This window comes from Mesorhizobium sp. M0048 (assembly GCF_040323405.1).
In the GTDB taxonomy this organism is placed as follows: Bacteria; Pseudomonadota; Alphaproteobacteria; order Rhizobiales; family Rhizobiaceae; genus Mesorhizobium.
Genome location: NZ_JAMYUV010000014.1, coordinates 61,290 through 82,606, shown reverse-complemented (window position 1 = coordinate 82,606; position 21,317 = coordinate 61,290). Strand labels below are relative to the sequence as shown.

The window sequence follows — 21,317 nt, the reverse complement described above, 5'->3', positions numbered from 1 at the left end:
GGATAGTCGCTTCGCCTTCAGAAGCGGTCAACCCGAACTTTCAGGCTTACCCCCCGGAGGGAAGGATCTGGGGCAAGCCTCTGCTCCGCCAGGCCACGGAACAAGTCATGGCGCGCCGGGTTTGGGCAAAGTTGTTGAGGAAGCAAAATGAGATCAGCGGCGCGACCGATCCTTACGATCGTGGCATGGAAGGCCGTGCCCACGCCCTTCCATCCCAACCCGGTCCGATCGCAATGAGGCAGGCCGGTTCTGACCGTTCCAACTCACCGGAGGAGAGGAATGGCGGCATAGGCCGAGCGCTCGGCCTCGGCCTGATAACCGGGGCAGCCGACGACGATTGTTCTGCGATAGGCACCTATGCCAGCGCCGGCGCCCGCTTCGGACCCGACCTGCTTTGGACGGCTCCGGTGACGTTGCCGATGATGTATGCGGTCGTCTACCTGTCGTCGAAGCTTGGTCAGGTATCCGGGCGCGGATTGTTCCACGTCATCAAGGACTTCTATCCGCGGTGGCTGCTCTGGTCGGTGCTGTTGGGTGTGCTCGTCGGCAACACCATCGAGGCAGCGGCGGATCTTGGTGGAATGGCGGCCGCGATCAACATGTTCGTGCCACTTCCCATCCCGCTGATCGTGCTGTTCGTCGCCGCCATCATCTTCGCCCTCCAGGTCTTCGGCTCCTATACTTTGATCCGCAACATCTTTCGGTGGCTGGCGTTGGCGCTGCTCGCCTATGTCGGTGCCGCCATTCTGGCCAAGCCGGACGCCGCGGCCGTACTGCGCGGAACGCTGCTTCCGCGGATCGAATTCAACCGTGAGTTCCTGTCGATCCTGGTCGCCATTATCGGCACGACGCTGTCCGCCTATCTCTACACGTGGCAGTCCAATGAGGAGGTCGAGGAGGAGATTGCACAGGGGCGAACGACGCTCGGGCAAAGGAAGGGCGCTACCGACAGCGAACTCCGTCGCTCTCGCCGGGACATTCTCATCGGCATGATGTTTTCAAATCTCATCATGTATTTCATCATTCTGTCGACGGGTGCTACGCTCTACAAGACGGGCCACCACGATATCGACACGGCTGCGCAAGCGGCGGAGGCGCTGCGCCCGCTAGCCGGCCAGGCCGCAAGCGTCCTGTTCGCCGCAGGCGTGATCGGCGTCGGTTTCCTAGCGGTTCCTGTCATGACTACCGGCGCTGCCTATGACGTGGCACAAGCCATCGGCTGGAAAAACAGCCTGCACGCCCGGGCTCGAGAGGCGCCCAAATTTTATCTCGCCATCGGATTTTTTACGGTGATCGCCGCCGGCCTCAACTTCCTCGGCTTCAATCCGATGAAGGCGCTGGTCTGGTCCGGCATAGTTCAGGGCTTCTCGACGCCGCCCTTGCTGCTGCTCATCATGCTGATGACGAACAGCCGCAGGATCATGGGCAACCAGGTGAACAGCCGCAGCACCAACATACTCGGTTGGGCAACGACCGCCGCCATCTTCTCGGCGACGATCGGCCTGGTGGCAACCTGGTTCATGTGATCAGGCAGGACAAAAGGACGCCGCCGGTTGAGTTAACCCGTCCCGCTTGCGGATTGTCCCAGCTTTGCCGGTCCTGGAAATTCCACTACGTCGCCCATCGGCCGTTTGTATTGCACTGCGACAATCGCATCGATCAGATGATCCACAGCCGCACGAGCCGTGCGGCTCGTCTCGTCCTCGCCGCTCAAATAATGGCTGGCTCGTTCAAGATGGAGGTGTGCGGCGGCAAAGTCGCTTGTCATCGGCTTCTCCCTGTTGCCCGCCGGCCGGCAGGATGGCCGCCTCGATTTACCCAAAAGCAAATATCCACAGCCGGATTTGAATCAAATTGGCTTGATTCACCGCAGCCCGAGGACAAGGCGCTGGCAGGCCTTTGCGTCGCTGCTCGATGCGCTGCGCCGGCGCAGTACGCCGCATTGAATGAACCAACTACGGCTGGTGTTCCGCAAACTCCGTTCGCTCAATGCGCTACCTTTGAAATTTTCTCGCTCTTTTAATTCTACAAATTCTCTAGACTTAACATAGATCATTTGGACAGGGAGCCAGGAATGTCGAAAAAGCTCGTGGTGGGGCTGTCGGGCAATTTGACCCGGCCATCGAAGACCAAGGCGTTCATCAGCCACATTGTCGGGCAGGCGGCCGAAAGCATCGGCGCGGCCGCAGCCGTCTTCGACATCGAGGATCTCGGCGCGTCCCTGCCGCAGGCAAGGCGCCTCGGCGACCTCGACCCAGCGGCGCGCAACATAGTCGAACGGCTGCTGGGCGCCGACATCCTGGTGGCCGGCTCGCCGACCTTCAAAGGCAGCTATACCGGGCTTTTCAAGCACTTCTTCGACCTGCTCGACCCGTCATCGCTGAGGGGCAAGCCGGTCATCCTTGCCGCGACCGGCGGCGGCGAGCGCCATTCGCTGATCGTCGAGCACCAGTTGCGGCCATTGTTCGGCTTCTTCGAGGCGCTGACCGTGCCGACCGCGATCTACGCCTCCGAGAAGGATTTTGCCAATGGCGTGCTGGTGTCGGAAGCCATCCACGCCCGCACCCGGCAAGCGGTCGCCGAGGCATGCCGGGTTACCGGGGTGCCCTACGGCGTCGGCCTTGCCGCCTGAACGCACCACTGACCCGAGATTCACCCCCGATCCACCCAGGAGCACGCCGCGATGACCAGATCCACCAAATCCAGGCAAATCAAACAATCCAGGCAAATCAAACTTGGCGCTTTCCTGCCCGGCGGCGGACAGCATATCGCCGCCTGGCGTCACCCCGAGGCGCCGGCCGATGGCGCCACCAGTTTCGAGTTCCACAAGCAGCTCGCCCTGACCGCCGAGCGCGGCCTGTTCGATGCCTATTTCCTCGCCGACAATCTGACGGTCGGCCTCGGCGCCCGCGAAGGCGGCAACGCCAAGATCGCCGGCTTCGAGCCGGTGACGCTGTTTGCAGCGCTGGCGCCGCTTACCACGCATCTCGGCTTCATCGCCACCGCCTCGACCACCTACGAGGAGCCCTACACGCTCGCCCGCAAATTCGCCTCGCTCGATCATCTGTCGAATGGCCGCGCCGGCTGGAATGTCGTGACCTCGGCCGGCGACGAAACCGCGCGCAACTTCAATCGCGATACGCAGCCTGCCCACGCCGAGCGCTATGCCCGCGCGCACGAGCACGTCGAGACGGTCAAGGCGCTGTGGGACAGCTGGGAGGACGATGCCTTCATCCGCGACAAAAAATCGGGGCGCTTCTACGACAAGGACAAGCTCCACGACATCGACCACAAGGGCGCGCATTTCAGCGTCAAGGGTCCGCTCAATGTGCCGCGCCCGGTGCAGGGGCACCCGGTCGTGGTGCAGGCGGGACAATCCGAAGACGGTCGCAAGCTCGCCGCCGCCTCGGCGGAAGTTATCTTCACCGCTCATCAGAACCTGGCGTCGGCGCAGGAATTCTATCGCGATATCAAGGCGCGCGTGACGGCCGTCGGCCGCGATCCCGAGCAGGTGCTGATCATGCCGGGCGTGGCACCCTTCGTCGGGCGCACAGAAGAAGAAGCGCGCGCCAAATACCAGCAGCTGAACGATCTCATCCTGCCCGAAGACGGCGTCGCCCTGCTCAACGGGCTGGCCGGCCAGACGCTCGACATCAGGGGCTATCCGCTCGACGGCCCGCTGCCGCCAAGCAAGGAGACCGAAGGCATGAAGAGCCGCCAGGCGCTGATCCGCCAGATTGCCGACGAGCACAACTTCACCATCCGCCAGCTCTATCAATGGGTGGCGACGGCCCGCGGCCATTACACCGTCATCGGCAGCGCCACGCAGGTCGCCGACCAGCTGGAGGAATGGTTCGGCAACGAAGCCGCCGACGGCTTCAACATCCTGCCGCCCTGGCTGCCCGGCGGGCTCGACGACTTCGTCGAGCTGGTGATCCCCGAACTGCAGCGCCGCGGCCTGTTCCGCACCGCCTATGAAGGCAGGACGCTGCGCGAGAACCTCGGCCTGAGGCGGCCGGAAAACCCGTGGACCGCCGCCCGCTCGGCCGTGCTGGCCGCCGAATAATTCCACGAAGCCCACTACCCTCGAAGCGAGAGGCACGACGATGACCTTGCAGCACATCGAACAGGCCGCCAGCCTCGGCACGCGTGACAGCACGACAAGCCTCGGCTCGGATTTCCTGCGCCTAGGCGGCCGGGCGGGAATTCGCTTCCTGTCGCGCTACGGCGTCCTCATCGCTTTCCTCGCAATGTGGCAAGCGTCGAGCAGCGCCGGCTGGGTCAACGCGGCCGTGCTGCCGCCGATCGACATGATTGTCGCGGCACTTTGGAAGGGACTGGCCGGCGGCACTCTGCTCGGCGACATCGCCATCAGCCTGCAGCGCGCCGGTCTCGCCTTCGCGGCCGCCGTGCTGGTCGCCATCCCGCTTGGCCTGTTCATGGGCCAGGTGCGCGCGGTCGAGACCGCGCTCGATCCCATCCTGCAGGTCTTCCGCCAGACCTCGGCGCTGGCGCTCTATCCGGTGTTCATCCTGCTGCTCGGGCTCGGCGAAGCCTCCAAGGTGTTCGTCATCTTCTGGGCGACGCTGTTTCCGCTGCTGCTCAACACCATCGGCGGCGTCAAGCAGGTCGATCCGAAACTGCTGGAGATGGCGCGCGTCTATGGCGCCAGGCAGCTCACCGTCTTCCGTCGCGTCGTGCTGCCCGGCGCCGTGCCCTCGATCTTCGTTGGGCTGAGGCTCAGCGCCACCACGGCGCTGCTGTTGTTGATCGCGTCCGAAATGATCGGCGCCAACAAGGGCATCGGCTTCCAGGTGATGAACGCGCAGTACAACTTCCAGATACCGCTGATGTTTGCGGCAATCGTCATCCTCGCCGGCCTCGGCCTGATCGCCAACCAGGCACTGGTGAGCCTGCAGCGGCGGCTCTGCCGCTGGAGCAATGCCGTCGACTGACCACCGCCTTTATCAATCTCAACCAGGCCAGAACTCAAATCAGGAAAGACCCGGACCATGAAAATCTCCCGCCGTTCCCTGCTTGCTGGCGCGCCCTTCGCCGCCGGCCTTCTCGCCGCCGGCCTGCCGCGCCTCGCCCTTGCCGAAGCCGCACCAGTGAAGTTCCGCTCCCTCGCCAGCCGCGGCAGCATCTCTCCGCATGAGCTGGCCGGCGAGCTCGGCTATTTCAAAGGCCTCGGTATCGAGATCGAGAATGTCGGCTATTCCGGCGGCGGCCCGGAATCGTTGTTTGCGCTCGCCTCTGGCAGCGTCGATATTGGCTCGGCCGCAACCGCCGCCGTGATCAATTCGATCTCCGGCGGCAACGACTTCGTCGCCGTCTATCCGAGCAACGGCATCAACAGCAAGGTGCGCAGCGTCTTCTACGTGCTGGACGACAGCCCGATCAAATCGATCGCCGACATTGCCGGCAAGACCATCGCCGTCAACACGCTCGGCGCCCATCTCGACTACACCGTGCGCGAGGCGCTGCACAGCGTCGGCCTGTCTCCGGACGCCGCCAATCTCGTTGTCGTACCCGGACCGCAGCTCGAGCAGACCTTGCGCTCCCGCCAGGTCGACATCGCGGCGCTCGGCTACTGGCAGGCGACGTTTGCCGGGGCGCTGGTCGACAATGGCGGCGTGCGCGGCGTGTTCAACGACACCGACGTGCTGGGCGAGCTGGCCGGCGGCTTCGTCGTGCTCAGGCGCGACTTCATCGCCGCGCATCCCGACGCCGCCCGCAATTTCGTCGAGCAATCGGCGCGCGCCTCCGACTGGTCGCTGCAGAACCCCGACGAGGCGCGCAAGGTGCTGGCAAACATCCTCGATAAGCGCGGCGAGAACGGCGAGCTGGCGCGCTACTGGACCGGCTTCGGGCTGCGCCAGGGGGCCAAGGCGACGGACCGCGACATCGACTTCTGGGTCAGCGTGCTCGAGCGCGACGGCCGCCTGCCAAAGGGTAAGCTGAAGGCAGCAGATATCCTCTACCGGCCCGGCGAAACCAAGACCAACTGAGAAGGCCAACCGGCAAGACAATCAGCTGGGAGATGAGCGCGATGAGCGGCACAAGCGGCGGTGAGGTCAGCATACGCGACCTGTCCAAATCGTTCAGCATCGGCAGGCGTTCGCTTGCCGTGCTGAGGACCCTCAATCTCGACATCCGCTCGGGTGAATGCCTGGTCATCGTCGGCGCCAGCGGATCGGGCAAGACCACGCTGCTCCGCATCCTGGCCGGACTGGAGGCGGCCGACAGCGGCGGCGTCGCCATCGATGGCAAGCCGGTGCACGGCGTCGGCGCCGAGCGCGCGGTGATTTTCCAGGAGCCGCGCCTGCTGCCCTGGCTGACGGTGCTCGGCAACGTCGCCTTCGGCCTCGAAGTGCGCGGCGTGCCGAAGGCTGAGGCCGAGGAACGGGCGCGCTTCTACATCGCGCTCGTCGGCCTCGCCGAATTCGGCGATGCGTTTCCAAGGCAGCTGTCGGGCGGCATGGCGCAGCGCGTCGGTATCGCCCGCGCGCTGACCGTGCAGCCCGAAATCCTGCTGCTTGACGAGCCGCTGGGCGCGCTCGACGCGATGACCAAGATCGGCATGCAGGAGGAACTGGCGCGCATCTGGAGCGAGGAGAACGTCACCATGGTAATGGTGACGCACGACCTCGAGGAAGCGATCTACCTCGCCGACAGGGTGCTGATCCTGCCCAAGGAGAAAGGCGGCGCGGCGCGGCTGATCGACATCGACCTGCCCCGCCCGCGCGAGCGCAGCGAAAGCCGCTTCGTACGCTACCGCGAAGAACTACTGCGCGAATTCGGGCTGCACTGAAAGCCGCCTAAGAGGGCTTGGATCCCGCGTCCCGCGAAGCGGGGAGAGGTGTCTCGGCGAAGCCGAGACGGAGATGGGCCTTCCTTCGAGTGCCCTGCACTACGCTCTTTCCTGGAACCGGATTCCCCGCCTCGGCATTTCCTTAACCGGGAGGCAAAGGAGCGCGGCATGAAAGCTTTGTTCGCAATCTTTGGCGGCTTCGTCCTGACGCTCGCCGTATTCGCCAGCGGTCTCGCCTTCGCCACCTGGCTATTGATAGCCAAGCCGGTGCGGCCGCCCGCCCCGGTCTCCAGCGTCGCCGAACTGTGGGCCAAGGATCCGCGCCCGGTAAACCCGGCCTCGCAGCGCCTCGAGCGCCTCCCGGCCAGCCCGGTTCCCGTTCGCACCTCGGAAGTTGATCGCACCGCGAGACCCGCCGATACCGCCGCAGCTTCGACACCCGACACCACCGGCTCCATCAAGCCGGCGGTGGAAGAGCAGCAGACGCTACCCGCCGCCCATGTCGAATGGTGCACCAGCCGCTACCGCTCCTACCGGCCAGGCGACAACCGCTACACATCCTACAGCGGACAACGGCGCCCCTGCATCTCGCCCTATCTCGACATCACCGATGACGGCAGCTACGTCGAGGCGAGCGATACGTCGTCGGTGGAGGGCTACGCCCCATCGGATGAACCCGGCGCCGCCGAGCTCTCATCCGATCACGTGCAATACTGCTTCGGCCGCTACCGCTCGTACCGACCGGAAGACAATAGCTATCAGCCGTATTCTGGGGGGCCGCGGAGGCAGTGCGAGTAGCGCGGGCCGGGAGGTGGCCGGCGGCCGCAGTGCATGGCGCCTTGTGCGACCAACGATCACGCAGATTTCTTGGATCGTTCGGGTTGGCTCGGCGTTCATCCGATACCCAAAGGAGAAATCAACATGGGCGACGACCGGGACGACAAGATTCGTGAGCGCGCATACCAGATCTGGGAACGCGAAGGCGGGATCCATGGCGATCCCGAGCGGCACTGGCACCGGGCCGAGGCCGAGATCGACAGGGAGGCAGCCCTGCCGCTGACGGCAGGCGATGCCCTGCCGGAAACCCGCGAGGTCGCAAGCTCCGACGTCTTGACGGTGGAGGCCCTGGCGGTGCGCACCGGCATATCGGGCGAACAGGCGCAGGAACTGATCGACAGGCTGGGCAACGACAGGGCGGCGATCGAACAAGCCGCGCGCAACCTCAAGGGGAAGCAGCGGCTCAGGGAGTGACAGATGATCAGAAAACTCAAAGACGGAAAATACCGCCTCTATTCGCGCAAGAAGGACGAAAAGACCGGCAAGCGCCGCAATCTCGGCACCTTCGATACCCGCGAGGCCGCCGAGAAGCACGAACGGGAGGTGCAGTATTTCAAGAGGCATTGAGGGGCGTTGGTGGCCGGTGCCCGCCAGCCAGTCGCGCGGCATGCCCGGCGGAACCTGAATTCCAGCCCTCACGAGCCGTCGCGAACCCATTACCGCTGCTACAGGCCAAGGGACGACACTACACGTCCTACAGCGGAGAGCAGCGCCCCTGCATCTCGCCCTAACTCGACATCACCGATGACGGCAGCTAGGTCGAGGCGAGCGATACGTCGTCGGTGGAGAGTTACCCGCCATCAGATGAACCCGGCGCCGCCGAGTTCTGATCCGACCATGTGCAATACTGCTTCAGCCGCTACCGCTCCTATCGGCCGGAAGACAACAGCTATCAGCCCTATTCAGGGGGGCCGCGCCGGCAGTGCGAGTAGCACGCGCTGGGCAGCATCCAGTGCGCGCCTGTCGGGGATTTGAGGTCCTGTCTATGTGCCGGACCTTCCGCAAAGCGGAGGAAAGTGCCGCTCAGTTCGTTTTGTAGGACGCGGGAGGCCAGACCTGCGCCTCACGGTCATGATGGGGAGGTGAGGGCGGACACGGAGGCCGTTCGAGTAGAGAGCCCTGTCTTACCACCGCGTTCGTAAGAGGATACTAGGAGAGACGCAAATTGACAGAATCGTCGATTCTGCCATGCCGCAGTGGCAGAAAAGGATTCTGGCTTATTAAGCTCGTCATATAAGCTACCGGCGCAAATCAGGGGGCATTCTTGCAGAAACGCGCGCGTATAAGGCGGATTGAGTTCTCCAATTTCAAGGCCCTGTCCCGGTTCACGCTGACGATAAACGAGATCAATATTCTTGTTGGGCCTAACAACTCGGGCAAGTCCACCTTGATCGGAGCTCTTCGGACACTCGATGCAGCAATACGTTTCGCCTGGTCTCGACCGCCCAGTCGCGTGTATGTCGGCGACAATTCCTATATCGGCTACCGCCTCCCCGAAGAGAGCGTTCCGATTTCTCTGGAGAACGTACAGACTGACTACAACGGGGCTGAAGCGCGCGTAACCTTTTCACTGAGCAATGGGAACTCGCTTGCATTGGTCTTTCCTGAAGATGGCGGCTGTGTCTTTCTCCCTTTTGTCGATGGTGGCGTGGTCAAAAGCGCATCAGAGTTCAAGCGAGAGTTCCCAATTTCTTTGATAATTGTGCCCGTCCTTGGGCCGGTTGAACATAGAGAAAAGAAACGGGAGCGCAGCACTGTCGTCTCCGGCTTGTCTACCCACCGGGCATCGAGACATTTTCGAAGCTACTGGCATTTTTTTCCAGACGGATTTGATGCGTTCTCGGAGCTTGTCGCAAGAACGTGGCCAGGAATGCAAATCAGTGCCCCGGAGTATGACTATGCTTCCGGAGAACTGAGCATGTTCTGCTTGGAGGACCGGATAACCAGAGAGATATATTGGGTCGGTTTTGGCTTCCAGATATGGTGCCAACTCCTAACACACCTATCTCGCGCGACCGAAAATTCTCTCATCGTGGTGGATGAGCCCGAAGTGTACCTACATCCCGATGTCCAACGCCAACTGCTAGGCATTATGCGGGACGCCGGGGCAGACGTAATGATCGCCACTCACTCGAGTGAAATAATTGCCGAGGCCGATCCGAGTGAGATCGTAATGATCGACAAGCACCGCCAATCTGGAGAGCGCATACGAAACATATCCGGTATTCAGCGTGCGCTTGATGCTGTTGGCTCCTCTCACAACATAACTCTCACCGCGCTTGCGAAGAGCCGTAGAATCCTCTTTGTCGAGGGCCTCAATGATTTCCGGCTACTTCGGCGTCTCGCACGTAAGATCGGGATGCAGGAGTTGAGTTCAGGCACTGGAATTATCCCTTTGGCGTCGGGAGGCTTTGGCTCTTGGCAAAAGATCACAATCCTTGCATCGGGCATCGCCGAAGCACTTGGTGCTCCGCTTATGATAGGGGCGATCTACGATCGTGATTACTTCTGCGAGGAACAAATCGCTGATGTGGTAGAAACTCTCGATGCCGGCCTTCTACTGGCGAGAGTGCTTGAACGAAAGGAGATAGAAAATTATCTTCTTGTCCCATCGGCTCTTGATCGAGCTGTGTACCGGACTCTCGGCGTGCGTCGAGATACGTCGGAATTACGCAGTTCGGAAGAGGTGACCTCAGAAGCCGTAGCAGCGGCCTGAGAATGCAGATGGATCGGTGCTCTGCTGAGATGCGCATTTCGGCAACTCTTAGCCTCTCGCCCGACGCCGGCTCTCCACCGCATCCAGCCGTTCCTGCAAATGCCCATTCAGCACAATCATCTCCTTCAGCGCCTTCACCGCATCGCCCTGGTGCTGGGCAATGAACCTGTCGGCGATGGCCTGCAGCGCAGCCTCCTGGCGGCTGTCCAGCGTCACGATGTGATCCATGGCGATGCCTCCGATAGTTTCTGTTCAAATTGAACAAAACGGGAACAAAAATGTCAAGAGCGAATTGACTTGGCGAGGAATGCCTTCCTATTTGTCAGTAGGCGGGGCGGTTGCTCACAAATCGAGGAGAGCCGCGATGGGCAGACGAAAAAGCCGGTTCGACAGGCTGTCGGCGAGGGATGCGGAGGCGATCATCAGGGACGCTTTGAGCCTGCGCCGGACGGTGCTGTCGTCCCAGCTGCATCTGAAGGCGCATGGCGAGCTGTTCTGGCAGCTTTACGGGCTTGTCGAGAAATTGCACGAGGTGCTGGCCAGCGTAGCGGAGAAGGAGCCCGATTATCGGATGGCGGAGCTTGGCCTGCTTCCCCTCCCCGAGGATTACTCGACCCGGAAATGAGCCATGGCCGGGCCGATGGACAGCGTTGGGCGTGCCGCCAAGGCCAACATGCTGCTTATCGTGGAGTGCGGCCACTGCTACCACGTCGGGCGCTTCAGGGCGAATGACGTGGCCCAGGTGGTGGGCTGGAACAAACCGCTGGAAGCGATCAGGTTCAGGTGCAAGCGATGCAGCCGCAAGGACACGACGGTGAAGACGCAGTTCATCGACCAGGATCATCCGCCCAAGGGCTACATCTGGGTGCTGCAGAAATTCAAGCGCTAAAACAATGAGCCTTGCGCCGGCGCCTGCTGCGGAAACTTGATCTGCGTCGCCGGTTTGTCGACGATCACTAGCGCGTCATCGGGCGCCGTGCGCTGCAGGTGTCTTGCCTCCGACCATGGCGCGCTGAGCCAAGCCTCGGTTTCTTCCGGCGTGGTCAGGATCACCGGCATTGCCTTGTCGTGGATCGGCGCGATCAGCGCGTTGGGCCTGGTCGTCATGAAGCCATAGACCTGGTGCTCGGCGGGGCCGTCCTTGACCTTGCGAATGCCCTGCCAGCGCGTCCACAGGCCGGCAAAGAAGAACAGCGGGCGGTCCTCGCCGAGTGCAAACCAGAAGTTGCGCTGAATGCCGGTCTCGGGGTCCTTGTCGCCGGGCGTCGGGCTGGGCTCGGCGAAGCTGGTGACGGGCACCACGCAGCGGTTCTCGATGCCGAGATATTGCTGCCAGTGGCCGTATTGCGGATTGCGGATGTTGGTGGTGCCGTAGTCGGCCTTGCCCTTGACCCGCTCCAGTGGCGTCGGCATGCCCCACAGCAGATTGGCTAATTCGCGTTCGCCGTCCGGCGCATTGCGCACCACCGGGCCTGGCTGGTTGGGATAGATGTCGATGGAGGGTTCGAGATTGCCGAGGATATCGCGCAAGGCGCGGGTCCACTGGCGAATGGCCTCCTGGCTGGTCGTGATATTGTAAAGATTGCACATTTCAGGCCGTTCCCGGATGCTCAGGCATCTTGTTGGAAACGGCCCGGAATTTCCAGCGCTGTCCGTCGGGTTGCTGACACGGCAGGCCGTGTCAGCAATGGTTTTGTGAGACCTACCGCGCCGATTGTCTCATAGCTTGTGCGGCGACTGCCGCGAGAAAAGCCCTGGCCGCGGCATCGCAGGCCGCTCGGGACGGACCCTTGGCGAAAAGGAGAAGCTCGGCGGCTCGCATGTTGAGCCCGTGCTTTCTCGCGAATGTGACCAGATCGTAGGGTTTGTTGTCGTAAGGCTCGTCGTCGTCGTAGTCGATCGTCAGATCGTAGTTTTCTTTCATTTTCTTCCTCCCTTTAGCGATCTCCCCCCTCCTGTCGCTAACGCAAAATTAACGTCGATGGCGTCGGGCGAGTCCACCAATCAGAGATTGTGTAAGAAACGTACCGGGGCTGTGCGAGGTCAGATGTGCAGCCTCGCACCGGTCCGGTGGGCAAGCGCCGCGTACCGACCCGATCGAAACCCGGCCTTCGGGCAGGCTAATTGTTAGGACGTTGATAAGCATTTGGTAATAAAAGGCGGGAAATGAAATGCTGGCTTGATCGGGCATCTATGATGCTGTCGTTCTCAGTGGGCCTGTGACGTGCGCATCAAAAGCCAGATCCTTCTCAGTATGATGGCCGCCGCGGCTTTGATCGGGGTGGTCGGCGGCGTTGCGATTTTCACGCAGATGGCGGCGATCAGGGCGTTGGGGTTGACCGAAGCGACCAATGTCGCGCGCGAACTGGCCAACACGATCGTGTTCAGGTCATCCGATGGGGTGCCGTCGCTGTTCGACCGACCCGACGCGCTCCGGGAGTTTTTGGAGCATCAGCACCATGGTTCGCGCAGGGATTTCCTGATCGTCGATCGCAACAAGGTCCTTCTGGCTCACGCTTCCGACGAGGACCACAAGGTCGGCGACAAGTTCGATCACGACGCCGGCGATGAAGTCGGCCAGACTCTGAAAGATGGCATCTCCCGCAGGTTTGAGGATGCTCATGAGGCCAACGACATGCTGGTCGTTCCGATCGAACATCCCGAGGACACGATCATCGGTGCCGTGCTCCTGGAATACGACCCGTTGCTAGGCGATGCCGAACGGCGCACCAGCAACATGCTTTGGTTGGTTGGCCTCAGCGCGACAGCCGCCATGCTGGTTGCGGCGGGATTCGCCGCTGTACTGCTGCGTCGTTTCGGTACCGGCCTTTCTGGCATGATGGGAGGCATGGAATCGCTGGCCAAAGGCAATGCCATGACGCGTGTAAGCTACACCGGCAAAGATGAGTTCGGGCAGCTGGCGCACGGCTTCAACATGATGGCCGCCGAACTGGAATCGGCGCGGGCCCACATCGAGGATATCGTCGAGACGGCGGCTGAAGGCATTGCCGTCCTCGACGGTGATGGCCGGATTGCCAGCGTCAATCCCGCGGCGGTCTCGATGATCGGGCGGCGCGCCAACAAGATCGTCGGCCAGGAGTGGCGCTCGGTCATGACGATACGTGATCCGAAAGGCGACGAATTCGCCGCCGGGACGTCTCCCATCGAGCTGGCCTTGACCTCGGGCCGCCAACACCAGGGCGAAGTGCGCTTGACCAAATTGGACGGCTCGCATTTGCCGGTGATCGCGAGTTGCAGTCCGCTCAGCAAGTCGGACGGAAGCCTCGTCCTCACGCTCAACGACATCAGCGAACTGCGCCGCGCGGAGAGCGTTGTGAACGAGCGTGCCAATCAGCTGGCGGGGCTGAACCGCGAATTGCACGAGAAGTCGGAAACAACGTCCCGTCTGGTGAAGCTGGGGGAGCTGCTGCAGGCCTGCGTTACGTTTCCTGAAGCGTTTTCAGTGGTCGGCACCGCCATGGCCGAGTTCCTCGGCGGCTTAAGCGGAACCGTCCACCTGACCAGCGCCTCGCGTAACCTGGTGGAAGAGGTAGCGCATTGGGGCGCCGTCCGGTCGAGCGCTGGCCAATTTGCGCCGGAAGACTGCTGGGCGTTGCGGCGCGGCCAGGAGCATGTCGCCGGCCCGGGCATGTTGTCGCCGCGTTGCGCCCATATCACCGAGAATGGCGGCAAGGGTTACGTCTGCATGCCGCTGGCGGCGCAAGGCGAAACACTGGGCATCTTGCATTTGTGTGAACCGAATGCGGCGGACAAACCGCAATGGCTCGCTGAAAGGCAGCAGATCCTGCGCGGCGTCGTCGACACGCTGGCATTGGCGCTGGCCAATCTGCGCCTGCGCGAGACGCTGCGGCAGCAATCGATCCGCGATCCGAATACCGGTCTGTTCAACAGGCGTTATCTCGAGGAGACCAGCAGCCGTGAACTGCGCCGAATGGAGCGCTCGGGTCAGCCATTGGTCGTCATGATGCTTGACGTCGATCATTTCAAACAGTTCAACGATACGTTCGGCCACGAGGCCGGTGACCTGGTGTTGAAGCAAGTTGCCGCCACCTTGATCGAGCATGCCAGGGATAGCGATGTCGTATCGCGCTATGGCGGCGAGGAATTCGCCCTTGTGATGCCGGGGTGCTCGCTTGAAGAGGGTGCTGAGCGGGCGGAGGCGCTGCGCCAGGCAATCAGACAGCTTCACCTGGCGCATCGAGGCAGGACGCTGGGCACTGTTACCGTTTCGTTCGGGGTGGCCGCTTACCCCGACCACGGAGCGGGCTGGGCCGAACTCACAAATGCCGCGGATCATGCGCTCTACGAGGCCAAGGGTGAGGGTCGCGATCGGGTCGTGGTTGCGCGCAACAGCGCCCCCGGCGAGCGACAAATCCAGTTGGTAACGGCTCCCAAAAAATAGCCGGACGCCATCTTGCCGCTGATTGCCAAGCGACGTTCGCAGGAAGGCCAAGCCCGCCTCGTTGGGTTCGGCTAAAGAATAAATCCGGCTAATAGCACCGTAAGGAGCAGTGACAGCGGAACGGCTGCAAGACACCAGATCTCCAACGTGTTGTTTTGCCGCGGGTCCATCGTCAGCCTCACTTTTTTATTTTGTCATTGTGGCACCAACGGTTGGCCGGAGGTAGCGGTTCCAAGCGACGCTGTTCATAGAGCGCTGCCTGTGCTGCATATTAGCAACAGCTTGACGACCGCTGGGGCCCTGTACCGCCTGGACAACTTCAGTTGGCGCCGGATTGGATGCGCATTCCGCAGGAATGCAGGCGCCCTCCGCATCAGCCGTGCGGGGATCGATCGACGCCCATGATCAGCGCCGAGCCGCATGCCCCGGAACCCGATGGCTGCATCTATCTCCGGACGAAGTTTCGCTACCGCCGAGCCGATCCGATCTTCACTCACAGCCAGCGATGCCCGTTCGCAGGGACCTAAGTCTGACCTGCCTGCGCAATGGTCCCGTGCACAGGCAACTTCGGGAACAACTGCGCCCGTCTTCAGTTGATGGCGTCACCTCCTCGAGGAGACATCGGCGCAGAATCAGTCCCTTCATGCGCTGATTGGGGTCCGCTCGCCATTGCTGGATTTGGCAGGCGGACCCTTGGTTCTGTATGGTCCAGATCGAAAGCGGGGTAAGCTCGGGATCACTCATCATCCCAGAAATCCTGCAGAGAGGCATGGCGGAGGGCTCCTCGCCCCTGAGATGCTTGGCTTTGCACCCGGCACGACGGCCAGAATGCGCGCAGCAGGATCGAGGCCTCAGCCCTCCAGCGCCTCGTGCTGGTAAAGCTCGTCCATACTGAGCGTCGCCAGCGCGGCGAACGGCGCCTGCTTTTTCACGCGGCCGTGGCTCAGGATCACCACGTCGTCGCAGAACGAGATGGTGCTGCGATGATGGCTGATGACGATGGTGGTGCGGCGGCCGGCGCGCGACTTCAGCGTCTCGACGATCGCCGCCTCCGACAGTCCGTCTACCGCATTGGTGGCTTCGTCGAGGATCAGGATATCGGGATCGCGCACCAGGGCCCTGGCCAGTGCGATCCGCTGCCGCTGTCCCGCCGAGAGATTGACGCCGCGGTAGCCGACGACGGTCCTGTAGCCTTGCGGCAGTTGCTCGATGAAGCCATGCGCCTCGGCCAGTTTTGCCGCGCGCTCGGCATCGTCGGATGAGGCCGCGTCCTGGCCGTAGACAATGTTTTCGAAAATCGTGCCGTCGACCAGTTCCAGTTCCTGGCTGGCAAGCGCAATGTGCTTTCGCCACTGGCTGGGGTCGATGCGGTCCAGCGGCGATCCATCGACGAGGATCCTACCGCTATCCGGTTCGACGAAGCGGCACAAAAGGTTGACGATCGTCGTCTTGCCGGCGCCCGACCGGCCGATCAGCGCGGTCGAGCGGCCGCTGCGGATATCGAAACTCGCCGCATGCAGCACCACCGCGCGCTGCTCCGAGCCGGAATAGGTAAAGGTGACGTCCTCGAACTTGATGCCTTGGCTGAGCCCGGGGAACGCTGCGCTGCCTTGCGGCGGCGCGGGCTTGTCGGATGGGTCCAGCATCCACGTCACCTCTTCCAGCGATCCGCTCAGGCCCTGCAGCTGTGTCCAGGCCATTTGCAAAGACCGCATATAGGGCTGCAGCCTGTAGAGCAGGATGACGAAGGCGACGATCAGCGGGAAGGAAACATTGGCGAACCAGGCGCCGATCACCACCGCCAGGAACAGCATGGCGTGCAGAACCTCGGTCAGCGGCGGCAACGCTCCCTGACGCGTCAAAAGCACGAACGCCGCCCGGCGCACCGCATCCGATGCCTGGTCGAATGCCGCCTTCTCGCGTTGCTCCTGGCCGAAGATGCGGATCAGCCGCCCGGCATGCACCAGATGCAGCATCTGTGAGGCGAGCTGACTGTTGCGGGAGGCGACGCTGCGGCTCGGCGCCTTCAGATTGGCGGACAGCATGGCGTGCGCGACCTGCACCAGCGCCAGGCCCAGCGTGACCAGCAACGTCATCTGCCACGACAGGAGCAGCAGGAAGGTGAGGAGGATGATCGCGGCCGATGCGTTGACGATTGCACCCAGCGTGATCTGGATGGCATCCGAGGCCCGCCAGGATTCGTTGGAGATGATGTTGAGCAGCCGTCCAGGGCTTTGCTGCAGGAAGAACGGGTAGCCTACCCTAAGCAGCTGCTCCGACAGCGCGCTGCGGATCGAATGGCTGGCCTTGCCGTAGATGAAGGTGGTCAGCAGCGTGTTGGCGTAGGCGAACAGATTTTTCAGAACGATCGAGCCGAGGATGGCGACCGATATGGCGATCAGCCGGTCGCGCTCGCTCAGGCTCGCTCCGACATGCTGGAAGACGGCGGAAAAACCAGCCATGCCGGTCTGCCCCTGTTGCCCCATGATTATGTTCAGCAACGGGATGATCAGGCCGATGCCGAAGCCTTCGAGCGCGGCGCTGAGCAGCCCGAGCACCACGACGGCCGGAAGCAGGCGCAACTGCTTTTGCCCGAGCGCGCGGCGCAGCATCGGCAGGCAGGGCGGCATCAGTCGCATGATGACGGATCACCTCGCTTCGGCATTTGCCTGCTGCTCCTGTCGCATTTCCGTTGTCTTTGGCGATCTCGCCAGCAAAAGCACCGCGAACTTGGCCGCGCCGAGCAGATTCATGCCGATGATCGGCCAGTGCGACAGCTTGAGTTCACGATCGAACAGCGGGCCTTTCCTTAGTTCGCGCAAGGCTGCCCTCATCGACCAGTAGAAATGCCGAAGCAGCCACGGCGCGTGGCGGATATGCTTCAGGCAAAGCCCGCCATTGCCCATGCTGTAATCGCGATGCAGCTTTTCGATGGCCTTGCGGTCGCGCCGGCCGTGATGGTGATAGATGGTCATGTCGGGCACGTATTCGACCGGAATGCCGAGCAGCACGGCCCGGACGAGATAGTCCGTATCTTCCGCGGAGCGCAGCGGACCGCCGGCGCCGAAGCGTTCGTCGAAACGCCCGATTCGGGCGGCAACATCGCGGTGCATCGTCATATTGCAGCCGAGCACGAAGCCACCAGGATGGACATCCGGCGTGAGCCGCGCGCGCACCGGTGACCGCTTGATGGTGAACGGCAGGTCGCGGGGATCGCCAAGCTCGACGCGGCCACCGCGGATGACCCGTTCGCCGGCCGCATAGTGCCGCTGCAGATCGCGCAGATAATCCTTGTGGACCGCGCAATCATCATCGACGAAGACCAGGACGCGGCCCCGCGCCCGCTCCAGCCCGGCGTTGCGCGCGGCCGCCAATCCGGGTCGCGGCTCGCAAATGGCAGTGAACGGGATGTCCGACAGTTCGGCGATGCTGGCCAGGCGTTTGGCCGTGCTGTCGGTCGAGCCGTTGTCGACAACCACCAGCTCGGCGGCAAAGTCGGCATGGGCACGACACGCGGCCTGGATCGAGCTGATGCAGGGCTCGAGTACGGCGACACGGTCGCGGGTGCAGACAATGAAGCTGGCCGCCGGGACCGGTCCTTGCTGCGGCCGCGGCGACATGGCCGCCGGCATCATCGAGCGGCCGCGTTGCTGGAGCTGGTGCGATTTGACGAACATGGGTTGCTAGCTCAACTGGTTCGAAGGCAACACCGCCGCGGCCGGCACGGACTGCAGATACCGCGACAGGGCATCCACCTGCCTGGTGACCGACATCGAGGCGAGACTGAAGCGCGGCGCGAAAGCACCGGTGCGAAACACGTACTGCTCGCGGCGCCGGATGAGCTTCCATTTCGCCGTCCGTGTCAGGAATTCATGCATCAGCAGCGGCTGCCTTTCTCCCGCTATCAGCTGATAGAGGAAATAGAACAGGTTCAGCGTGCCGGCCTGGTAGCTCGGCCTCGTCTCGGCCGGAAGCGCGGCTATCCTTTCTTCCAGCGCGAGGATCCATTCGGCGGCACGGCGAATCGTCTCCATCGACAGGACCTCACCGATGGCGCGGAGGTCTTGCGTCTCTTGTGCGAGTCCTTCGCGCTCGAGGTTCTCGGCGACGATCTTCAAATGCGTCCTGCGCATTTCGCGCTTGTGCCGGTTGGTCACGCTGTCGTTATGGATTCGATAAGCGATCAGGCTTTCGGGGATCATGGCCGCCGGGTAGCGGTCGGTCAGTCGCCTGAACAGGTCGAAATCCTCGGCGTGCTTATAGCTCTCGTCATAATGTAGAACGCCGTCTTCGATGACCTTCCGGTTATAAACGACCGTTGAATGCATGAAGATCGTGAAGAACATCGACAATATGCGCAGGCTATTGTCGTGGAATATCGGATCGGGCGACCCCCTAACGATGCGGTTGCCGAGCAAGGTATCGAAGCTTGCGCCGCACAGAGCGAGGTCAGGCTGCTGGTCGAACAGTGCTACCTGCCGCGACAGGCGTTGGGGATAGGCGATGTCGTCGGCATCCATCCTGGCGACCAGATCGCCGCGGGCCATGGCCAAGCCTTCGTTCAGCGTTGCGATCAGGCCGCGGTTTTCGCGTGAGACGATCGAGATGCGGCTGTCGGCCTGGCGGTATTTCCGCAGGATCTGCAGCGAGTTGTCGGTCGAGCCGTCATCGATGGCGATGACCTCAAGATGCTTGTAATCCTGGCGCAGCATGCTGCCCAGCGCAGCTGCCAGATAAGGTCCCGCATTGTAGATCGGCAGCAGAACGGAGACTAAGGGAGCAGCCATGATCAGCCCCGATCGGTTCGTTGCAGCTTGCGTGGCAAGCGTGAGGGGCCATCAGGCGGTCCACCCAGATATGCTCCGGCCGTAAGCCATCCGGCATTGCCCACGTCGATGCCTGCCGGGGCGGCGCCTGGGACTCTTCGAGCAACATAGGGGAAGTGGCGCTTGAGGCTGTTGAGCGGCTTTTCGAAAAGCAGCCACGAAGCCGAGGCCAGCATGAGCGTTGCCGTTCCCGCCACCAGGAACCGCCCAGGCCCTTGCTCCGAGACGTTGAGCGGAATCCACGGCTGCGATTTGACGACCAGCGCCAGCACTATCGGATGGTAGAGATAGACGCCGTAGCTGATGCGGCCAAAACCGAGCAGCGGCGGCAGTTCGAGAAGTTTTCCGACGCGACCGCCAATGCCCGTTGAACAGTTTGCAACGATGACCACCAGCGGCGCGACAGGCAGGATCTGCAACAGCAGCCAGAGGCCCCATTCCTGCACCGGATTTGCCGGCGCCGGCGCAAACCACTGCAGAACGAAAAACGCCGCAGCGAGCCCCGGCCAGCCAACTCGAAGCCATTGCGGCAAGCCAGCAGCTCTTGACCTGTAGGCGGCGAGCAGCGCGCCTGACGCCAGTGCATCCATCGACGCCGGCGGCAGCAGGTCGCGCGCCAGGCTGGGCGTTCCCGCGATCGGCCAATAAAAGCGATAGGCCAGCGACAGCGCGATAACGCCGATGCAGATCGTTTCCAGGCGCCAGCGCGGCGCCAGCAGGACTATCAGCGGCCAGGCGATGTAGAACTGCTCCTCGATGCTCAGGCTCCAGAAATGGCAGAGCAGCCAGGGCGTCCATTCATTCTGCGATGCGTACCAGAAGTTCGACAGATAGAGCGCATGCCAGGCCAGCGACCCCCTGGACTGCTCCAGGTCCACCAGCCAGACGAAACCCAACACCGCAAAATAGGGCGGGAATATCCGCAGCGCCCGCCTGATATAGAAGGATTTCAGCGCCGGTCCGGTTTCGAATTCGGCGGCCACTCTGGCTTCCAGCAGCAGTCGCGTGATCAGAAAGCCGCTCAGCACGAAGAACAGACGCACGCCAATATGACCCCAGAACGAGGCCCCGCCGGCCGCGAAGAAGTGGGCGTACAGCACCATCGTCACGGCGATGGCCCTCAGCGCGTCCAATTGGGTGTCGCGCGCATTTCCCATTAGCGGCGTACGCCGGCGGGACGGCGAAACTGCCAATCGGTCAACATGGCGGCGTCGTTCACGGCGCATTTCCAATCGGTAGCGCCCCCCTCACCGAGAATAGGGCCACCATTGTGCAACGCAACACAAAAAGTTGACATATTTGAAACAGGAACGTGAGACGCGACTAATAAAGCACAAAAAACAGCGGGAACCAGCCCGAATTGTCCATTTTTGACGATTTTCACACGCTGCCTTGGCCGACCAATTTCGGCGGCAGGGGTGCTGCGATGCAACATGCTCGCCGCCGCCGCGAAGCTCGTCCGCTCGATCGCCGCCAGCAGCACCGGCGTCATCCTCGTCACGCATGATCTCTCCACGGTGCGGGCGCTGGCCGACAGGATCGTGGTCCTCAGCCTCGGACGCGTGGCCTATGATGGATCCGCAGGCACCTGAGCGCCGACCATCTGTGGGGTCTCATGGCGAGCGGCACCCTCGCATCCGCCGGGCAATAGGAGGGCGTGTTGAAGGAGGGGGCTGCTTCGCGGCACCCACTCACGCGCAA

23 protein-coding genes and 1 pseudogene are annotated in these 21,317 nt (G+C 62.4%); 15 read left to right on the top strand and 9 right to left on the bottom strand.

Annotation, left to right across the window (positions count from 1 at the left end):
- Positions 1-107 precede the first annotated feature (107 nt).
- Positions 108-1,526 carry an Nramp family divalent metal transporter gene (locus tag NKJ84_RS15510; protein WP_352507155.1) on the top strand — a complete coding sequence of 473 codons (1,419 nt, stop codon included), beginning with the start codon at positions 108-110 and terminating at the stop codon, positions 1,524-1,526.
- Between the two features lie 32 nt (positions 1,527-1,558).
- On the opposite strand, the gene NKJ84_RS15505 is transcribed toward NKJ84_RS15510, so the two are convergent.
- Entirely contained in the window at positions 1,559-1,768 is a 210-nt protein-coding gene (locus NKJ84_RS15505) for a hypothetical protein (RefSeq protein ID WP_254819408.1), read from the bottom strand.
- A 306-nt stretch (positions 1,769-2,074) separates the two neighbouring features.
- On the opposite strand from NKJ84_RS15505, the gene msuE reads away from it, so the two are divergent.
- The 10 genes and pseudogenes from msuE to NKJ84_RS15455 all read left to right on the top strand — a co-directional run bounded on the left by msuE (position 2,075) and on the right by NKJ84_RS15455 (position 10,367).
- The gene (gene msuE, locus NKJ84_RS15500; RefSeq protein ID WP_352507154.1) at positions 2,075-2,632 is read left to right on the top strand and encodes an FMN reductase; all 558 of its coding nucleotides are present in this window, start codon (positions 2,075-2,077) and stop codon (positions 2,630-2,632) included.
- 51 nt (positions 2,633-2,683) lie between these two features.
- Positions 2,684-4,066, top strand: coding sequence for an LLM class flavin-dependent oxidoreductase (locus tag NKJ84_RS15495; protein ID WP_352507153.1), 1,383 nt, complete (start codon positions 2,684-2,686; stop codon positions 4,064-4,066).
- A 40-nt stretch (positions 4,067-4,106) separates the two neighbouring features.
- Entirely contained in the window at positions 4,107-4,955 is an 849-nt protein-coding gene (locus NKJ84_RS15490; protein WP_352507152.1) for an ABC transporter permease, read from the top strand.
- Positions 4,956-5,012: 57 nt separating this feature from the next.
- Positions 5,013-6,011: an ABC transporter substrate-binding protein gene (locus NKJ84_RS15485; RefSeq protein ID WP_352507151.1), complete on the top strand. Its 999-nt coding sequence runs from the start codon at positions 5,013-5,015 to the stop codon at positions 6,009-6,011.
- Between the two features lie 32 nt (positions 6,012-6,043).
- Entirely contained in the window at positions 6,044-6,814 is a 771-nt protein-coding gene (locus NKJ84_RS15480) for an ABC transporter ATP-binding protein (protein ID WP_502896216.1), read from the top strand.
- 168 nt (positions 6,815-6,982) lie between these two features.
- Complete coding sequence (locus NKJ84_RS15475; protein ID WP_352507149.1) at positions 6,983-7,612, top strand: BA14K family protein; 630 nt, start codon at positions 6,983-6,985, stop codon at positions 7,610-7,612.
- A gap of 123 nt (positions 7,613-7,735) precedes the next feature.
- Positions 7,736-8,065, top strand: coding sequence for a DUF2934 domain-containing protein (locus NKJ84_RS15470; protein ID WP_352507148.1), 330 nt, complete (start codon positions 7,736-7,738; stop codon positions 8,063-8,065).
- 3 nt (positions 8,066-8,068) lie between these two features.
- Positions 8,069-8,218 carry a hypothetical protein gene (locus NKJ84_RS15465; RefSeq protein WP_023677295.1) on the top strand — a complete coding sequence of 50 codons (150 nt, stop codon included), beginning with the start codon at positions 8,069-8,071 and terminating at the stop codon, positions 8,216-8,218.
- A gap of 266 nt (positions 8,219-8,484) precedes the next feature.
- A pseudogene (locus NKJ84_RS15460) lies at positions 8,485-8,583 on the top strand (BA14K family protein); the annotation flags it as partial.
- A 332-nt stretch (positions 8,584-8,915) separates the two neighbouring features.
- Positions 8,916-10,367, top strand: a complete 1,452-nt coding sequence (locus NKJ84_RS15455) for an ATP-dependent nuclease (RefSeq protein WP_352507147.1) — start codon at positions 8,916-8,918, stop codon at positions 10,365-10,367.
- 48 nt (positions 10,368-10,415) lie between these two features.
- Here NKJ84_RS15455 and NKJ84_RS15450 read toward each other — a convergent pair whose 3' ends face one another.
- Positions 10,416-10,595, bottom strand: a complete 180-nt coding sequence (locus tag NKJ84_RS15450; RefSeq protein ID WP_352507146.1) for a hypothetical protein — start codon at positions 10,593-10,595, stop codon at positions 10,416-10,418.
- 136 nt (positions 10,596-10,731) lie between these two features.
- Here NKJ84_RS15450 and NKJ84_RS15445 point away from each other — a divergent pair, with 136 nt between their 5' ends.
- On the top strand, positions 10,732-10,992 hold the full coding sequence (locus NKJ84_RS15445; protein WP_352507145.1) for a hypothetical protein: 261 nt from the start codon (positions 10,732-10,734) through the stop codon (positions 10,990-10,992).
- 3 nt (positions 10,993-10,995) lie between these two features.
- Positions 10,996-11,256, top strand: a complete 261-nt coding sequence (locus tag NKJ84_RS15440; RefSeq protein WP_023677293.1) for a hypothetical protein — start codon at positions 10,996-10,998, stop codon at positions 11,254-11,256.
- Here the strand turns inward: NKJ84_RS15440 and NKJ84_RS15435 are convergent.
- Positions 11,253-11,957, bottom strand: a complete 705-nt coding sequence (locus NKJ84_RS15435) for an SOS response-associated peptidase (RefSeq protein WP_352507144.1) — start codon at positions 11,955-11,957, stop codon at positions 11,253-11,255. The two genes, NKJ84_RS15440 and NKJ84_RS15435, sit on opposite strands and share 4 nt — an antisense overlap.
- 112 nt (positions 11,958-12,069) lie before the next feature.
- Positions 12,070-12,291, bottom strand: coding sequence for a hypothetical protein (locus NKJ84_RS15430; protein WP_254819423.1), 222 nt, complete (start codon positions 12,289-12,291; stop codon positions 12,070-12,072).
- 300 nt (positions 12,292-12,591) lie between these two features.
- Between NKJ84_RS15430 and NKJ84_RS15425 the strand changes: the two genes are divergently transcribed.
- Entirely contained in the window at positions 12,592-14,790 is a 2,199-nt protein-coding gene (locus NKJ84_RS15425) for a sensor domain-containing diguanylate cyclase (protein ID WP_352507142.1), read from the top strand.
- 851 nt (positions 14,791-15,641) lie between these two features.
- Here the strand turns inward: NKJ84_RS15425 and NKJ84_RS15420 are convergent.
- From NKJ84_RS15420 to NKJ84_RS15400, 5 genes are all read right to left on the bottom strand, one after another.
- Positions 15,642-17,429, bottom strand: coding sequence for an ABC transporter ATP-binding protein (locus NKJ84_RS15420; RefSeq protein ID WP_502896217.1), 1,788 nt, complete (start codon positions 17,427-17,429; stop codon positions 15,642-15,644).
- Positions 17,430-17,438: 9 nt separating this feature from the next.
- Positions 17,439-18,410, bottom strand: a complete 972-nt coding sequence (locus NKJ84_RS15415) for a glycosyltransferase family 2 protein (protein ID WP_352507179.1) — start codon at positions 18,408-18,410, stop codon at positions 17,439-17,441.
- Between the two features lie 63 nt (positions 18,411-18,473).
- Positions 18,474-19,577 (bottom strand): glycosyltransferase family 2 protein, encoded by a 1,104-nt coding sequence (locus NKJ84_RS15410; protein ID WP_352507141.1) that lies wholly within the window; start codon positions 19,575-19,577, stop codon positions 18,474-18,476.
- Between the two features lie 2 nt (positions 19,578-19,579).
- On the bottom strand, positions 19,580-20,773 hold the full coding sequence (locus tag NKJ84_RS15405; RefSeq protein WP_352507140.1) for an acyltransferase family protein: 1,194 nt from the start codon (positions 20,771-20,773) through the stop codon (positions 19,580-19,582).
- Positions 20,773-21,051 (bottom strand): hypothetical protein, encoded by a 279-nt coding sequence (locus NKJ84_RS15400; RefSeq protein WP_352507139.1) that lies wholly within the window; start codon positions 21,049-21,051, stop codon positions 20,773-20,775. The genes NKJ84_RS15405 and NKJ84_RS15400 overlap by 1 nt, the downstream gene beginning before the upstream one ends.
- Here NKJ84_RS15400 and NKJ84_RS15395 point away from each other — a divergent pair.
- Positions 21,050-21,208, top strand: coding sequence for a hypothetical protein (locus NKJ84_RS15395; protein ID WP_352507138.1), 159 nt, complete (start codon positions 21,050-21,052; stop codon positions 21,206-21,208). The two genes, NKJ84_RS15400 and NKJ84_RS15395, sit on opposite strands and share 2 nt — an antisense overlap.
- The last annotated feature ends 109 nt before the right edge of the window (positions 21,209-21,317 follow it).

Bases quoted from the DNA above. Each gene is read 5' to 3' on its own strand.
- NKJ84_RS15475 (WP_352507149.1), top strand. From the start codon at position 6,983: ATGAAAGCTTTGTTCGCAATCTTTGGCGGCTTCGTCCTGACGCTCGCC.
- NKJ84_RS15395 (WP_352507138.1), top strand. From the start codon at position 21,050: ATGCTCGCCGCCGCCGCGAAGCTCGTCCGCTCGATCGCCGCCAGCAGC.
- NKJ84_RS15400 (WP_352507139.1), bottom strand. From the start codon at position 21,051: ATGTTGCATCGCAGCACCCCTGCCGCCGAAATTGGTCGGCCAAGGCAG.
- NKJ84_RS15430 (WP_254819423.1), bottom strand. From the start codon at position 12,291: ATGAAAGAAAACTACGATCTGACGATCGACTACGACGACGACGAGCCT.
- NKJ84_RS15510 (WP_352507155.1), top strand. From the start codon at position 108: ATGGCGCGCCGGGTTTGGGCAAAGTTGTTGAGGAAGCAAAATGAGATC.
- NKJ84_RS15435 (WP_352507144.1), bottom strand. From the start codon at position 11,957: ATGTGCAATCTTTACAATATCACGACCAGCCAGGAGGCCATTCGCCAG.
- NKJ84_RS15410 (WP_352507141.1), bottom strand. From the start codon at position 19,577: ATGGCTGCTCCCTTAGTCTCCGTTCTGCTGCCGATCTACAATGCGGGA.
- NKJ84_RS15485 (WP_352507151.1), top strand. From the start codon at position 5,013: ATGAAAATCTCCCGCCGTTCCCTGCTTGCTGGCGCGCCCTTCGCCGCC.
- NKJ84_RS15450 (WP_352507146.1), bottom strand. From the start codon at position 10,595: ATGGATCACATCGTGACGCTGGACAGCCGCCAGGAGGCTGCGCTGCAG.
- NKJ84_RS15470 (WP_352507148.1), top strand. From the start codon at position 7,736: ATGGGCGACGACCGGGACGACAAGATTCGTGAGCGCGCATACCAGATC.
- NKJ84_RS15465 (WP_023677295.1), top strand. From the start codon at position 8,069: ATGATCAGAAAACTCAAAGACGGAAAATACCGCCTCTATTCGCGCAAG.
- NKJ84_RS15445 (WP_352507145.1), top strand. From the start codon at position 10,732: ATGGGCAGACGAAAAAGCCGGTTCGACAGGCTGTCGGCGAGGGATGCG.
- NKJ84_RS15495 (WP_352507153.1), top strand. From the start codon at position 2,684: ATGACCAGATCCACCAAATCCAGGCAAATCAAACAATCCAGGCAAATC.
- NKJ84_RS15505 (WP_254819408.1), bottom strand. From the start codon at position 1,768: ATGACAAGCGACTTTGCCGCCGCACACCTCCATCTTGAACGAGCCAGC.
- NKJ84_RS15490 (WP_352507152.1), top strand. From the start codon at position 4,107: ATGACCTTGCAGCACATCGAACAGGCCGCCAGCCTCGGCACGCGTGAC.
- NKJ84_RS15405 (WP_352507140.1), bottom strand. From the start codon at position 20,773: ATGGGAAATGCGCGCGACACCCAATTGGACGCGCTGAGGGCCATCGCC.
- NKJ84_RS15480 (WP_502896216.1), top strand. From the start codon at position 6,044: ATGAGCGCGATGAGCGGCACAAGCGGCGGTGAGGTCAGCATACGCGAC.
- NKJ84_RS15420 (WP_502896217.1), bottom strand. From the start codon at position 17,429: ATGCGACTGATGCCGCCCTGCCTGCCGATGCTGCGCCGCGCGCTCGGG.
- NKJ84_RS15415 (WP_352507179.1), bottom strand. From the start codon at position 18,410: ATGTCGCCGCGGCCGCAGCAAGGACCGGTCCCGGCGGCCAGCTTCATT.
- NKJ84_RS15440 (WP_023677293.1), top strand. From the start codon at position 10,996: ATGGCCGGGCCGATGGACAGCGTTGGGCGTGCCGCCAAGGCCAACATG.
- msuE (WP_352507154.1), top strand. From the start codon at position 2,075: ATGTCGAAAAAGCTCGTGGTGGGGCTGTCGGGCAATTTGACCCGGCCA.